Origin of the sequence: Chiayiivirga flava (assembly GCF_014202825.1) — a bacterium.
Classification (GTDB): domain Bacteria; phylum Pseudomonadota; class Gammaproteobacteria; order Xanthomonadales; family Xanthomonadaceae; genus Chiayiivirga; species Chiayiivirga flava.
The window spans coordinates 953,534-967,355 of record NZ_JACHHP010000001.1 but is presented as its reverse complement, the minus strand read 5'-3'; the positions used below and the strand labels follow the sequence as shown (position 1 = coordinate 967,355).

The following is a 13,822-nucleotide window of genomic DNA, read 5'->3' as shown; positions in this document are numbered from 1 at the left end:
CCGCCACGCAGCGATGCTGCAGCGCGGGCGCCCGCGTGCCGCGCGCGGCGTCAGTCGTTGCCCGGCTTGCGGCCTTCCTTGCCGGGCACCTGCACGATGCGCGGCTCCTCGCCGAGCGCCAGCGCGGTGAGCTTGCCGCCCCACACGCAGCCGGTGTCGATCGCGTGCACGCCCAGGCCCTGGAACAGGCCCAAAGTGGACCAGTGCCCGCAGACGATCTTCAGATCGCGCGGCGCATGGCCCGGAACCTCGAACCAGGGGTAGAAACCGGGCTTCTGCGTGCCCGGCGCGCCCTTTTCGTTGAACGAGATCGTGCCGCGCACGTTGCAGAAGCGCATGCGCGTGAACACGTTGATGATCGCGCGCAGACGATCGAAGCCCTCGAGCTTGGGCGACCACGCGTCCGGCTTGTTGCCGTACATGTTGCGCAGCAGCTTGTCGTGGTTCTTGCCGTGCAGGCGCGCCTCCACCTCGTGCGCGCGGCGTTCGGCGAGCGCGATCGACCACTTCGGCGCCAGCCCCGCGTGCACCATCGCCCAGCCCAGCGCGCGGTCCACGTGCAGCAGCGGACGCAGCCGCAGCCAGTCGAGCAGCTCGTTGCGGTCCGGCGCGAAGAGCACCGCCTGCAGATCGGGATTGACCTTGCGCTGTTCGTCCTCGCGCCGCAGCGAGATCGCGAGCAGCGACAGATCGTGGTTGCCGAGCACCACGTGGCTATGGATGTCGAGCGATTTCACCAGCCGCAACGTCTCCAGCGACTGGCCGCCGCGATTGACGAGGTCGCCGCAGAACCACAGGTGGTCCTGCGCCGGATCGAAGCGGATCGCTTCGAGCAAGCGCTGCGTTTCGTCGTAGCAGCCCTGCAGGTCGCCGATGGCCCAGGTCGTCATCGTCCCGCGATCAATGCAGCGTCCGCGGCACGGACAGGGTGAACTGCGCGATCGGCGCGTCGAAGCGCGTGCCGTCGTCGGCCACCCACTCGTAGCTGCCGCGCATGGTGCCGACATTGGTTTCGAGCACGGCGCCCGAGGTGTATTCGAAGTCCTCGCCCGGGCGCAGCCGCGGCTGCTCACCGACGACGCCTTCGCCACGCACCTCCTGCACCTTGCCGTTGGCGTCGGTGATCACCCAGTGGCGCTTGAGCAGGCGCGCGGGCACGGCGCCGTCGTTGCGGATGCGGATCGTGTACGCGAAGGCGAAGCGGTTCTGCTCCGGCGCGGACTGGTCGTCGAGATACTGCGTGGCGACGTCGATGCGGATGGGGTGATCGGACTGGGGCATGTCCGACAGTGTACGGATCGACGCGCCCGGCTTCATCCCCTTGTCATCGTTCCGCTGCGGCGCTGCGCAAGCGCATTGCCCAGCGCGACGAACCGCGGCACGGCGACATCCTCCGCGCGTGCGCCCGGATCGACCCCGCAGGCGCGCAGCGTGTCGGCGTCGGCGAGCGGCGCGAGCGCGTTGCGCAAGGTCTTGCGGCGTTGCGAGAACGCCGCCTTCACCACCTCGGCGAACAGCCGGGCATCGTGCACGCCGATGCTGCCGGGCGCGCGCGGCACCACGCGCACGACCGCGGAGTCCACCTTCGGCGGTGGCCGGAACGCGCCCGGCGGCACGTCGAACAGCGGCGTCACCTGCGCGAAGGCCTGCAGCATCACCGACAACCGTCCGTAGACCTTGCTGCCGGGCTCCGCGGCCATGCGGTCGACGACTTCCTTCTGCAGCATGAAGTGCATGTCGGCGATGGCGCCGGCATGGTCGAGCGCGTGGAACAGGATCGGCGAGGAGATGTTGTAGGGCAGGTTGCCGACCAGCCGCATCCGGCTGCCGCGCGCGAGCTGCGTGAAGTCCACGGTGAGCACGTCCGCGTTCACCACCTCGAGCGCGCCGGACTCGGCATCGATGCGGGCCAGGCCGGGCAGCAGGTCGCGATCGAACTCGATCACCGTCAACGCGCCGTGGCGCCGGAGCAGCGGGATCGTCAGCGCGCCTTGGCCGGGGCCGATCTCGACGATGCGCTCGCCCGGGCGCGGATCGATGGCGCGCACGATGCGGTCGATGATGGCGGCATCGTGCAGGAAATGCTGGCCGAGCTGCTTCTTGGCGTGGTGGTCGGACATGGGATGCACGCAGTCTGGAGGCGGAAGACTAGCCGATGCGGGCGGCGGCGGAGCGGGCGCGCAGTGGGCGACCCCGGCCAATGCGAGGATGCGTGCGTGTTCCCGTCCGCCTCCACGGCAAGGCGTTCGGGCTCAACGCGGATCGCTCACGTAGATCAATCCGTCCTGCACCATGACCGGGAATGTCTGCACCGCGGAATACGCCGGCGGGCACAGCGGCTCGCCGGTGCGCACGTCGAACCGGGCGCCATGCAACACGCACTCGATGGTCCCGGCGTCGGCATCGTACGGTCCGGGCGACAGTTCGAAATCCTCGTGGCTGCAGCGGTCTTCAAGGGCATAAAAATCGCCGTCGTGGTTCACCACGAGGACCGGCGTATCGCCCAGCCACGCAACGTGGCGTTCACCCGGAAGCACCTCGGCGGTCGTGCACAGCACTGTCCATTGCATGTCGCTCACAGCGTTTTCTCCAGGATCTCGAAGCGAAGGTCGTCGCGCAGCGGCACGCCGAAACGCAGGTCGCCGTACGGGAACGGCTTGTGGATCCCGGTGCGGCGATAGCCGCGACGTTCGTAGAAGGCGATGAGTTCGTCGCGGATGTCGATCACGGTCATGCGCATCACCGTGGCATTCCAGTCTTCGCGGACGATGCGCTCGGCCTCGGCCAGCATGCGTTTGCCGATGCCGGCGCCCTGCAGGGCGGGCTGCACGGAAAACATGCCGAAGTAGCCGGCGCCGTCCTCGATGCAGATGTGGGCGCAGGCCAGCAGTTCCCGATCGCGATGCGCGACGAGGACACGCGAGAGGTCGCGTGCGATGTCCGCGTGCAGCACCTGCGCATCGATGCGCTGGCCAGCGAGGAAATCGGCCTCGGTGGTCCAGCCGGCGCGGCTGGCGTCGCCGCGGTAGGCGGAGGTCACCAGCGTCACCAGCGCCGGCACGTCGTCGACGGTGGCGGCGCGGAACTGCAGCGGCGCTGCAGGGTTCGATGCGGGACTGGACATGCGCGCTCCGGAAAAAATCGCCGCCACTCTAGCCGAGCAGCCGCCGCACCTTCACCAGCGCCGCGATGAAGCGATCGATCTCCTCGTGCGTGTTGTAGAACGCGAACGAGGCGCGGCACGTGGCCGCCACGCCGAACCACTGCAGCAGCGGATGCGCGCAGTGCTGGCCGGAGCGGATCGCGACACCTTCCAGATCCAGCAGCGTGGCCAGATCGTGCGCGTGCGCGCCGTCGATCAGGAAGCTCAGCACCGCCGCCTTCTCGCGCGCCGCGCCGAAGACGCGCACGCCGTCGATGACCGACAGGGCTTCGGTGGCGTGCGCCAGCAGGGCCTGCTCGCGTGCTTCGACGTGCTCCATGCCGAGCGCCGACAGATAGTCCACCGCCGCGCCGAGCCCGACGAAGCCGGCGATGTTCGGCGTGCCCGCCTCGAACTTGTGCGGGCCGTCGTTGAACACGGTGCCGTCGAACGACACTTCGCGGATCATCTCGCCGCCGCCGAGGAACGGCGGCATCGCGGCGAGGTGTTCGCGTCGCGCCCACAGCGCGCCGGTGCCGGTGGGGCCGCACATCTTGTGGCCGGTGATGGCGTAGAAGTCGCAGCCGATCGCGGCGATGTCCAGCGGCCGGTGCGGCGCCGCCTGCGAGCCGTCGATCACGGTGACGATGCCGCGGCGGCGCGCCTCGCGGCAGATCTCGCGCACCGGATTGACCGTGCCGAGCACGTTCGACACGTGCGCCAGCGCCAGCAGCTTCACCTCGGGCGTCAACGCGCGGTACAACGCGTCGATGTCGAGCTCGCCGTCCGGCGTGATTTCGGCCACGCGGATCGTGGCGCCGGTGCGTTCGGCCACGAGTTGCCACGGCACGATGTTGGCGTGGTGCTCCATGCGCGAGACCACGATCGCATCGCCGGGCTTCAGGCGCGGCAGCGCCCACGAATAGGCCACCAGGTTGATCGCGAAGGTGGTGCCGCTGCACAGCACCAGTTCGTCGGCGCGCACGCCGAGGAACGCCGCAAGCTTGCGGCGCGCGCCCTCGTAGGCATCGGTGGCTTCGGTGCCGAGCGCGTGCACGGCGCGGCTGACGTTGGCATTGTGGCGGCGGTAGAAGTCGTCTGTGGCCTCGATCACCGCGGCGGGCTTCTGCCCGGTGTTGGCCGAGTCGAGATAGATCAGCGGCTTGCCGTGCACGCGCCGCTCGAGCAGCGGAAAGTCCCGCCGCACCGCGGCCCAGTCCGGCGCCTGCGACCGCGCCTGCGCGTTCACGCGCCGGGTCCGGCGGCGCCGCGTTCGAGCGCGGCATCTAGCGCCGGCGCGACGGTGCCGCGCAGGTCGGCATCGAGCACCGCGAGCGTTTCGCGCAGGAAGGCGGCGGTCAGCATGCTGCGTGCCGGCGCTTCGGGGATGCCGCGCGCGCGCAGGTAGAACAGCGCGGCCGCATCGAGGTTGCCGACCGTGGCGCCGTGCGCGGCCTTGACCTCGTCGGCGTGGATTTCGAGCACCGGCTGCGTGTCGATCTCGGCCTGGTCGGACAGCAGCAGGTTCTTGTTCGAAAGATTCGCATCGGTGCCGTCGGCGCCGGCGCGGATCAGGATGCCGCCGTGGAACGCGACCCGCCCGCGTCCGCTCGCGATGCCGCGGTAAACCAGCTCGCACGCGGTATCGCGCGCAACGTGCTCGATGCCGAGCCGGGTATCGACCAGGCGGCGCCCGTCGCCAAGCAGGGCGCCGTGTGCGTGCAGGCGCGCGCCCTCGCCGCGCAGCGCGACGTTGAGTTCGTGCCGCGACAGCGCGGCGCCGAGCTCGAGATCGAGACGGCGATACGTCGCATCGCGTTCGAGCGCGGCCTCGGTGCGCAGCAGGGCGGTGGCGCCGACGGCCTCCTGCTGCACGCGCGCGTGCGCGAGACGGGCGTTGTCGCGCAGGTGCAGCTGGGTGATCGTGTTCGACAGGTGCGCATGCGCGGCCGTGGCGACATGGTGTTCGACCAGCTGCAGACAGGCGCCGGCCTGCAGGTCGACGAGATTGCGCAGGTGCCAGGCGCGATCCGCACCGCCGCCGTCGGCTCCGATGAACACCAGGTGCAGCGTGGTCGTGGGCGCGCAGGCTTCGACCCGCACCACCGCGCCCTCGGTGGCGAGCGCGGTGTTGAGCTGGGCGAAGGCTTCGTCGCCCGAGGTGAAGCGGCGCGCGAGGAACAGGTCGGCGATCGACGGGTCGGAGCCGAGCGCGGACGACAGCGGCAGCACGCGCACGCCATAGGGCAGGCCGGCCAGATCGGTCCGGTCCGCGTCGAGGCGGCCGTTGACGAACACCATGCGCGGCGTCGGCGGCAGCGCGATCGCCACTTTCGCGATATCGGTCACCGGCGCAAACCGCCGCCGTTCCAGCGCGCGCAGCGAGGTGTACTTCCAGCGTTCGGCGCGTGCGCCGGGAAGGCCGGCGCGACGTGCGCCGGCGAGCGCGTCGCGGCGCAGCACGCCGAGGCCGGCAGCGTCGCGCAGCGGCAGCGTGTCGAAGGCGCCGCTCAGCGAATCGAGCAATTCGCTCACGCCGCCGCTCCGGGTTCGATGCGCTGGCGGATCCATTCGTAGCCGTGCGCTTCGAGCTCGAGCGCCAGCTCCGGTCCGCCGGATTCGACGATGCGGCCGTCGGCCAGCACATGCACCACGTCAGGGCGAATGTAGTCGAGCAGGCGCTGGTAGTGCGTGATGACGAGGAAGGCGCGCTCGGGCGAACGCAGCGTGTTGACGCCGTGCGCGACGGCCTTCAGCGCGTCGATGTCCAGGCCCGAATCGGTTTCGTCGAGGATCGCGAGCTTCGGCTCCAGCACCGCGAGCTGGAAGATCTCGTTGCGCTTCTTCTCGCCGCCGGAAAAACCCTCGTTGACGCCGCGGTGCAGCAGTTCGTCCTTCAGGTGCAGCACCGACAACGTCTGCCGTACCAGCTTCAGGAACTGCATCGAATCGAGCTCCGGCTCGCCGCGATGCCTGCGCTGCGCGTTCAGCGCCGCGCGCAGGAAATAGGTGTTGTTGACGCCGGCGATCTCGACCGGGTACTGGAACGCGAGGAACACGCCCTCGGCCGCGCGTTCCTCGGGTTCGAGCGCGAGCAGGTCGCGGCCGAGATAGGTGACGGAGCCTTCGACGATCTCGTAGCCTTCGCGTCCGGCGAGCACATGCCCGAGCGTCGATTTGCCGGCCCCGTTCGGCCCCATGATGGCGTGCACCTCGCCCGCGTCCACGTCGAGCGAAAGGCCCTTGAGGATGTCGCGCCCGGCGACGCGGACGTGGAGGTTTTCGATCTTGAGCATGGAACTCAGCTTCCGTGTTTTGTCGAACGCTCGAACTCGGCGACATCCGCCAGGTCCTTTTCGCGTCCGAGGGCTTTCTTGTTCACCAACAGGTCGGACAAGGCGATCAGTGGCATCGACACGCCGCCGAAATTGCCGACCACGCGCCGTGGATACGCGTCCTCGAATTCCACGCCGCTGATCGACGTGAGCAGGTCGATGCGGTTGGGCAGACGCCCGAACATCAGCACCTGTCCGGGTTCGAGGAAATCTTCTTCGGTGAACCCGAGACTGCCGACGCCAAACTGCTCCAGTGCCCGCAGCACGTTCCTGGCGTTGTCGCGATCGCGCGCAATCCAGAAATCGAAATCCTCGGTGCTGCGCACGAATCCGTGTGCGATGACCGCGTTGCCCCCGACGACGAGGAACCTAACGTTGTTCGAGACGAGCGCGTTGAAAAACTCTCTCAAATCCTGGGTCAGATCCATAACGTCCTCGGATGAAGCGGGCGCGGAAGGCAAGAAACAGCGCAATGCGTTCGTCGATCGAGAGGTGGGCGTACTCGTCCACGAGGGACGGCTCGTCCCCCTGGCGGAACTTGCGCCCGATCCGTTCGAAGCTCGGCGAGGCCGTCATCCCACCGCCCCTTCCAGCGAAATCTCCAGCAGCTTCTTCGCCTCCACCGCGAACTCCATCGGCAGCTCGCGGAACACCTGCTTGCAGAATCCGTCGACGATCATCGACACCGCGTCTTCCTCGCCGATGCCGCGCGCGCGGCAGTAGAACAGCTGGTCGTCGGAGATTTTCGACGTGGTCGCCTCGTGTTCCACCGTCGCATCGGGGTGTTTGACCTCGATGTACGGGAAGGTGTGCGCGCCGCACTGCTTGCCGATCAGCAGCGAATCGCACTGGGTGTGGTTGCGCGCGCCGGCCGCGGTCTTCTCCACCTTCACCAGGCCGCGGTAGGTGTTCTGCCCGCGCCCGGCGCTGATGCCCTTGGAGACGATCTTCGATTTGGTGTTGCGACCGACATGGATCATCTTGGTGCCGGTGTCGGCCTGCTGCGCGTGGTGGGTGAGCGCCACCGAGTGGAATTCGCCGGTGGAATCGTCGCCCAGCAGCACGCAGCTCGGATACTTCCACGTGATGGCCGAGCCCGTCTCCACCTGCGTCCACGCGATCTTGCTGCGCGCGCCGCGACATTCGCCGCGCTTGGTGACGAAGTTGTAGATGCCGCCGACGCCGTTTTCGTCGCCGGGGTACCAGTTCTGCACGGTCGAGTACTTGATGTTGGCGTCGTCGAGCGCGACCAGCTCGACGACGGCCGCATGCAGCTGGTTCTCGTCGCGCATCGGCGCGGTACAGCCTTCGAGGTAGCTGACCGAGGCGCGTTCCTCGCACACGATCAGCGTGCGTTCGAACTGGCCGGTGTCGCGCGCGTTGATGCGGAAATACGTCGACAGTTCCATCGGGCAGCGCACGCCGGCCGGGACGAAGACGAAACTGCCGTCGGAAAACACCGCCGAATTGAGCGCGGCGAAGTAGTTGTCGCTCACCGGCACCACGCTGCCCAGGTACTTGCGCACCAGGTCCGGATGCTCGCGCACGGCCTCGGACATGGAACAGAAGATCACGCCGGCTTCGGCCAGTTCCTTGCGGAACGTGGTGCCGACCGAGACCGAGTCGAACACCGCGTCCACCGCGACGCCCGCCAGCCGCGCGCGTTCGTGGAACGGCACGCCGAGCTTGTCGAACGTTTCCAGCAGCTTCGGATCGACCTCGTCGAGCGAGGCGTACTTGGCCTTGGGCGCGGCGAAGTAGCTGATCGCCTGGAAATCGATCGGCGCGATGCGGAGCTTGGCCCAGTGCGGCAGCGGCATCGTCAGCCAGTGGCGGTACGCGGCCAGGCGCCAGTCGGTCAGCCACTGCGGCTCGTTCTTCTTCGCCGAAATGAAGCGCACCACGTCTTCGTCGAGGCCGGGCGGCAGGGTGTCGGAGTCGATGTCGGTGACGAAACCGGCGCTGTAGCGCCGGTCCAGTGCCGCTTCGATGTCTTGACGTTCGGTGGCCATCGGGCTGCCTGTCGGATCAGACGGTCGCCAGCCGCGCGGCGATGCGACGCGGCGGCAGGGTCATGCGGGAGGCCGGTGCGAGCAGTTGCGCGAGCGTCACGTCGCGCAGCGCGTCGGCGATGACGTCGTTGACGCGACGCCAGTGCGGTGTCAGGCCGCAGTGCGGCTGCTGCTCGCAGCGCGAGTGCTCGCCGCTGCATTCGGTCATCTCGATCGGGCCTTCCATCGCCTCGACGATGTCGATGAGACGGATGTCGCTGGCCTCGCGTGCCAGGCGGTAGCCGCCGTTGACGCCACGCAGGCCATCGATCAGGCCCACCTGCGCCAGCGGCTTGAGCACCTTGCTGACCGTGGTCAGTTCCAGCCGCGTCTGCTCGGCCAGCTGCGACGCGCTCAGCACGTCCTGCGGCCGCGCGGCGAGCACGGTGAGCAGCAGGGTGGCGTAGTCGGTGAGGCGGGTGACGCGCAGCATGGCGGCGATGCGATCGATGATCGATAGAGGACCGAAATTGTACGTTTTAACAGGCGGCCCCGCAACCGTGCACGCCGCCGCAGTTCGCCCGTGGCCGGCCAGGCGCCGTCGCGGCGCGCGATTGCCGTGCAACGGCGCTTCCGGCAAGCTGGCGGCCGTTTTCGCCCGATCCAGACGCCGTGCTCCGCATCCGTCACGCTCTTCTCCTGCCCAGCCTCGTCCTCGCCGCCCACGTTGCCGGAGCCACCGAACGCTCCGAGGACGACATGTGGGTGCTGTGCCGGGAGAACGCGCTCTTCGATTTCTACCGGCCGGACCTGCCGCGCGACGGCGACCGCGAGAGCGCCCAGACCGAACTGGCGGCCGAGCGTTTCGACGTGCGCGAGCGGACGCGTTACCTGCTCGAAGGCGGCGTGGAGATCCGCCGCGCCGACCAGCGAATCGCGGCCGACCGGCTGTCCTACGACACGCAGGCGGAAACCTACGATGCCGAAGGCAACGTCCAGTATCAGGACCGCGGGCTGCTGCTCGGCGCCGAGCGTGCCCAGGGCGAGCTGGCGCAGGATCGCAACATCTTGCGGACGGTGGATTACCAGCTGCTGAGCTCGCGCGGCAACGGCAGTGCCGCCACCGCGCTGACGCAGGGGCAGACCAGCGATCTCACCGACGTGATCTACACCACCTGCGATCCGGGGCACCACTCCTGGGAACTGCGCGCGCGCCAGGTGGAACTGGACCAGATGGCCGGCGTCGGCACGGCAAAACACGCCACCCTGCGCCTTGGGCGCGTGCCGATCCTGTACCTGCCGTACGCGAGTTTTCCGATCGACGATCGCCGCCGCAGCGGTTTCCTGTTTCCCAGCGTCGGGAGCTCGCAGGACAGCGGCATCGACGTCTCGGTGCCGTACTACCTCAATCTGGCGCCGAACTACGATGCCACGCTCACGCCGCGCATCCTCGGGCGGCGCGGCGTGATGCTCGGCGGCGAATTCCGCTACCTGACCGACACCCAGCGCGGCGAGATCTACGGCACCTACCTGCCGGACGACGACATCACCGGCGAAGACCGCGGCTCGTTCACGCTGCACCACGACGGCCGGCTCGGCGACCAGTGGACGGTCAACGCCAACATCAACCACATTTCCGACGATCGCTACTTCGAGGATTTCGGCGATTCGCTCGCCGCCGCCAGCACCACGCTGCTCGAAAGCTCCGCCGCGCTCAACGGACGCGGCGTGTACTGGAACGCGAGCCTTGCGGTGCAGGAGTGGGATCTGACCGATCCGTCCATCCCCGCGCCGCAGCGCGACGCGGCCGAACCCTTCCGCCGCCTGCCGCGCGCGCTGTTCAACTACGAGCGGCCGCTGCTCGACTGGCTCAGCGTCGGCATGCACAGCGAGGGCGTGGTGTTCGACCACTCCGACAAGCCCGGCGCCACGCGCGTGGACGTGATGCCCTACCTGCGCCTGCCGTACGAGCGCGCGAGCGGCTTCGTGCGTCCGGAAATCGCCTACCGCTACACCAAGTACGAACTCGACGGCGATTACGACGCGGCGTTCCCGACCGGCTCGCCGGACCGCGGCGTGCCGATCTACAGCCTCGATGCCGGCCTGTTCTACGAACGCGGCACGCAATGGTTCGATCGCCCGATGCTGCAGACGCTCGAACCGCGCCTGTATTACCTCTACGTGCCCTACCGCGACCAGAGCGACCTTCCCACGTTCGATACGCAGGAACTGAGCTTCGGTTTTGCCCAGTTGTTCCGGCCGAACCGCTTCACGGGCGCCGATCGCCAGACCGATGCGAACCAGCTGACTGCCGCCGTCACGACGCGTTTCCTCGACGAGGCCACCGGCCGCGAGCGCCTCGCCGCGAGTCTGGGCCAGATCCGCTATTTCGAGCCGCAGCGCGTGCAGCTGCCGGGCGTGCCGGTGATGGATCGTGCCGGCTCGGCGTACGTCGCCGATCTCGACATCACCCTGGATGACCGCTGGCGCGTGGGCGTCAGCCAGCAGTGGGATCCGGACGACGAGCTCAGCGACCTGTCCGCGCTGCGCGCGCAGTACCGCTGGTCCGACGCCGGCGTCGCGAACTTCGCCTACCGCTTCCGTCGCAACACCGGCGGGCTCAACGCCGGCAACGTGTCGGTGGAGCAGGTCGACGCGTCGGTGCTGGTGCCGCTGAACGAACGCTGGCGCCTGGTCGCGCGCTGGAACTATTCGCTGCTCGACAACTCTACACTCGAGGCCGTCGGCGGCGTGGAGTGGGACAATTGCTGCCTCGCGATGCGCGTGCTCGGCCGCCACTATCTGAAGAATGCCGAGGGCGAGAAAAACAACGGCATCTACATCGAAGTGGAGTTCAAGGGCCTGGCCACGCTGGGCCGCAAGTCCGGCGAACTTCTGGAGCGTGCTATCCTCGGCTATTCGCGCTGAGAACACGCGTTGACGCACCTGCCGCGCGGTTCCGCAGCGGCCTCCCCAAGCAGACCTGTCGACCTATGAATCGAATCGTTCCCACCCTGTTCGCCCTCGTCCTCGTGGTGGCCGCGCCGCTGCTGCGCGCCCAGGCGCTGCCGACGCAGACCATCGACGGCATCGTCGCGGTGGTGGAAGAGGACGTCATCCTGCGCAGCGAGCTCGATCGCGCGGTGAGCAACATCCGCAACCGCTTCGTCGACCGTCCCGAGCAGCTGCCGCCGCCCGAGGTGCTGGAGAAACAGGTGCTCGAACGGCTGATCGCACAACGCCTGCAGCTGCAGCGCGCGGCCGCCGCCGGCGTGCGCATCAGCGACGCCGAGCTCGAGCAGACCATCTCGCGCATCGTGCAGCAGCAGAACGTCTCGCTCGACCAGCTGCGCGCGCAGCTCGCGCGCGACGGCGTCACCTACGAGGAATTCCGCAGCCAGCTGCGCGACGAACTCACCGTCAACCGCATGCAGCAGACCTTCGTGCAGTCGCGCGTGGCGGTCAGCGACACCGAGATCGACATCCTGCTGGCGCGCGATTCGGAGGCCGGCAGCGAGGTGCGTCTGGGTTATCTGCTCGTGGCGTTGCCGGACGGCGCGACGCCCGAACAGATCGATGCCGCGCGCACCAAGATCGAAGGCGTGCGTGGCCTGATCGAGCGCGGCGAGATGGATTTTTCGGCCGCCGCGATCCGTTACTCCGACCATCAGACCGCACTCGAAGGCGGCGACATGGGCTGGCGCGCGATCGACGAGATTCCGCCGCTGTTCGCCAACATCCTGCCGACCATGCAGCCGGGCGAGGTGTCGCAGCCGCTGCGCGGGCCGAGCGGCTACAGCCTCGTGCGCCTGATCGAGAAGCGCGACGACAGCGCACCGCAGACGGTCACCGAATACCACGCGCGCGGCATCATGGTGCGCATCACCGAACTGCTCGATGCCGACAAGGCAAAGGCCAAGATCGATGCGGCGCGTGCGCGCATCGTCGGCGGCGAGGATTTCGCGGTGGTGGCGAGGGAAGTGTCCGACGACACCATCAGCCGCAACCAGGGTGGCGACATGGGCTGGTTCCAGGTCAACGCCTGGGGCACGGCGGTGGCCAACCAGATGATGGCGCTGTCCGACGGCGAAGTGTCCGAGCCCTTCCAGAGCGAAGTCGGCTGGCACATCGTCGAGCGCATCGGCACGCGCGAGCAGGACGTCACCGTGGAAGCGCGCCGCAACAAGGCGCGCGAGACCATCGCCAAGCGCAAGGCGGACGAGGAGTACGACCGGTTCCTGCGCCAGCTGCGCGCCGAAGCGTACATCGACAACCGGCTCGCGCCGCCGGCGCCACTGCCGAGCGCACCGGCGACCCCGACCGGCTGATCGGCGCACGCGCCGCGCCGTGACCACCACGCCGCGCCTGGCGCTGGTCCCCGGCGAACCGGCCGGCATCGGCCCGGAGCTGTGCGTGCGCCTCGCGCAGCAGCCGCAGCCGGTGCCGCTCGTGGCATTCTGCGATGGCGAGGTGCTGCGCGACGCTGCCGCGCGGCTCTCGCTGCCGTTGACGCTGCGCGACGAACACGATCCCGGGCCCGAGCGCGCCGGCGCGTTGCGACTGCGCGCGATTCCGCGCGCCGTCCCGAGCACGCCCGGCCGGCTCGACGTGCGCAACGCGCCGTACGTGCACGCGACGCTCACGCAGGCGGCCGACGCCGCGCTTCGCGGCGAATTCGCCGGTCTCGTCACGGGCCCGGTGCACAAGGGCGTGCTCAACGACGCCGGCATCGCCTACACCGGCACCACCGAGCTGCTCGCGCAGCGTGCGGGCTGCGATGTGGTCATGATGCTGGCCTCGCGCACTCTGCGCGTGGCGCTCGCCACCACCCACCTGCCGCTGCGCGCGGTGCCCGATGCGATCACGCGCGCGGGTCTTGAACGCTCGCTGCGCATCCTGCACGCCGCGCTGCGGCGCGATTTCGGCCTCGCCGCGCCGCGCATCGCCGTGCTCGGACTCAATCCGCATGCGGGCGAGGGCGGGCACCTGGGCCGCGAGGAAATCGACACCATCGGGCCCGTGCTCGACGCGTTGCGTGCGGAGGGATTCTCGCTCGCAGGTCCATTGCCGGCCGACACCGCGTTCCTGCCGTCGCACCTGGCGCAGGCCGACGCGGTGTTCGCGATGTACCACGACCAGGGCCTGCCGGTGCTCAAGCACGCGGGCTTCGAGCAGGCGGTGAACATCACGCTGGGCCTGCCGTACGTGCGCGTGGCGGTGGATCACGGCACCGCGCTGGAACTTGCGGGCACGGGTCGCGCGGATGCGTCGAGCCTGCTGCTCGCGGCGCGGTTCGCGGCGGAGATGGTCGGGCGCGACTAGCACGCATTCCCGCGGCACCGCGCCGGTGCGCC

13 protein-coding genes and 1 pseudogene are annotated in these 13,822 nt (G+C 68.8%); 3 read left to right on the top strand and 11 right to left on the bottom strand.

Features of this window, described 5'->3' with window-relative positions:
- Nucleotides 1-62: 62 nt before the first annotated feature.
- The 11 genes and pseudogenes from HNQ52_RS04030 to HNQ52_RS03980 all read right to left on the bottom strand — a co-directional run.
- Nucleotides 63-890, bottom strand: a pseudogene (locus tag HNQ52_RS04030) (symmetrical bis(5'-nucleosyl)-tetraphosphatase); the annotation flags it as partial.
- A gap of 10 nt (nt 891-900) precedes the next feature.
- A complete protein-coding gene (gene apaG / locus HNQ52_RS04025; protein WP_183959799.1) occupies nt 901-1,281 on the bottom strand; it encodes a Co2+/Mg2+ efflux protein ApaG in 381 nt (126 codons plus the stop codon).
- A gap of 32 nt (nt 1,282-1,313) precedes the next feature.
- The gene (gene rsmA / locus HNQ52_RS04020) at nt 1,314-2,120 is read right to left on the bottom strand and encodes a 16S rRNA (adenine(1518)-N(6)/adenine(1519)-N(6))-dimethyltransferase RsmA (protein ID WP_183959798.1); all 807 of its coding nucleotides are present in this window, start codon (nt 2,118-2,120) and stop codon (nt 1,314-1,316) included.
- A gap of 132 nt (nt 2,121-2,252) precedes the next feature.
- The gene (locus HNQ52_RS04015) at nt 2,253-2,579 is read right to left on the bottom strand and encodes a Rieske 2Fe-2S domain-containing protein (protein WP_183959797.1); all 327 of its coding nucleotides are present in this window, start codon (nt 2,577-2,579) and stop codon (nt 2,253-2,255) included.
- The gene (locus HNQ52_RS04010) at nt 2,576-3,124 is read right to left on the bottom strand and encodes a GNAT family N-acetyltransferase (protein ID WP_183959796.1); all 549 of its coding nucleotides are present in this window, start codon (nt 3,122-3,124) and stop codon (nt 2,576-2,578) included. Before HNQ52_RS04010 ends, HNQ52_RS04015 begins: the two co-directional genes overlap by 4 nt.
- Nucleotides 3,125-3,152: 28 nt before the next feature.
- Entirely contained in the window at nt 3,153-4,391 is a 1,239-nt protein-coding gene (locus HNQ52_RS04005; RefSeq protein WP_183959795.1) for a SufS family cysteine desulfurase, read from the bottom strand.
- Complete coding sequence (gene sufD, locus HNQ52_RS04000) at nt 4,388-5,677, bottom strand: Fe-S cluster assembly protein SufD (RefSeq protein WP_425486448.1); 1,290 nt, start codon at nt 5,675-5,677, stop codon at nt 4,388-4,390. The genes HNQ52_RS04005 and sufD overlap by 4 nt, the downstream gene beginning before the upstream one ends.
- The gene (gene sufC, locus HNQ52_RS03995) at nt 5,674-6,429 is read right to left on the bottom strand and encodes a Fe-S cluster assembly ATPase SufC (RefSeq protein WP_425486469.1); all 756 of its coding nucleotides are present in this window, start codon (nt 6,427-6,429) and stop codon (nt 5,674-5,676) included. Before sufC ends, sufD begins: the two co-directional genes overlap by 4 nt.
- A gap of 14 nt (nt 6,430-6,443) precedes the next feature.
- Complete coding sequence (locus HNQ52_RS03990) at nt 6,444-6,938, bottom strand: DUF6036 family nucleotidyltransferase (protein WP_221281889.1); 495 nt, start codon at nt 6,936-6,938, stop codon at nt 6,444-6,446.
- A 111-nt stretch (nt 6,939-7,049) separates the two neighbouring features.
- Nucleotides 7,050-8,489 carry a Fe-S cluster assembly protein SufB gene (gene sufB, locus HNQ52_RS03985; RefSeq protein WP_183959792.1) on the bottom strand — a complete coding sequence of 480 codons (1,440 nt, stop codon included), beginning with the start codon at nt 8,487-8,489 and terminating at the stop codon, nt 7,050-7,052.
- Nucleotides 8,490-8,505: 16 nt separating this feature from the next.
- Nucleotides 8,506-8,961 (bottom strand): SUF system Fe-S cluster assembly regulator, encoded by a 456-nt coding sequence (locus tag HNQ52_RS03980; RefSeq protein WP_183959791.1) that lies wholly within the window; start codon nt 8,959-8,961, stop codon nt 8,506-8,508.
- Nucleotides 8,962-9,140: 179 nt separating this feature from the next.
- Between HNQ52_RS03980 and lptD the strand changes: the two genes are divergently transcribed.
- From lptD to pdxA, 3 genes are all read left to right on the top strand, one after another.
- Nucleotides 9,141-11,396: an LPS assembly protein LptD gene (gene lptD, locus HNQ52_RS03975; protein ID WP_183959790.1), complete on the top strand. Its 2,256-nt coding sequence runs from the start codon at nt 9,141-9,143 to the stop codon at nt 11,394-11,396.
- Between the two features lie 65 nt (nt 11,397-11,461).
- Nucleotides 11,462-12,796, top strand: coding sequence for a peptidylprolyl isomerase (locus HNQ52_RS03970; RefSeq protein WP_183959789.1), 1,335 nt, complete (start codon nt 11,462-11,464; stop codon nt 12,794-12,796).
- Nucleotides 12,797-12,815: 19 nt separating this feature from the next.
- Entirely contained in the window at nt 12,816-13,790 is a 975-nt protein-coding gene (gene pdxA / locus HNQ52_RS03965) for a 4-hydroxythreonine-4-phosphate dehydrogenase PdxA (RefSeq protein ID WP_183959788.1), read from the top strand.
- Nucleotides 13,791-13,822 lie beyond the last annotated feature (32 nt).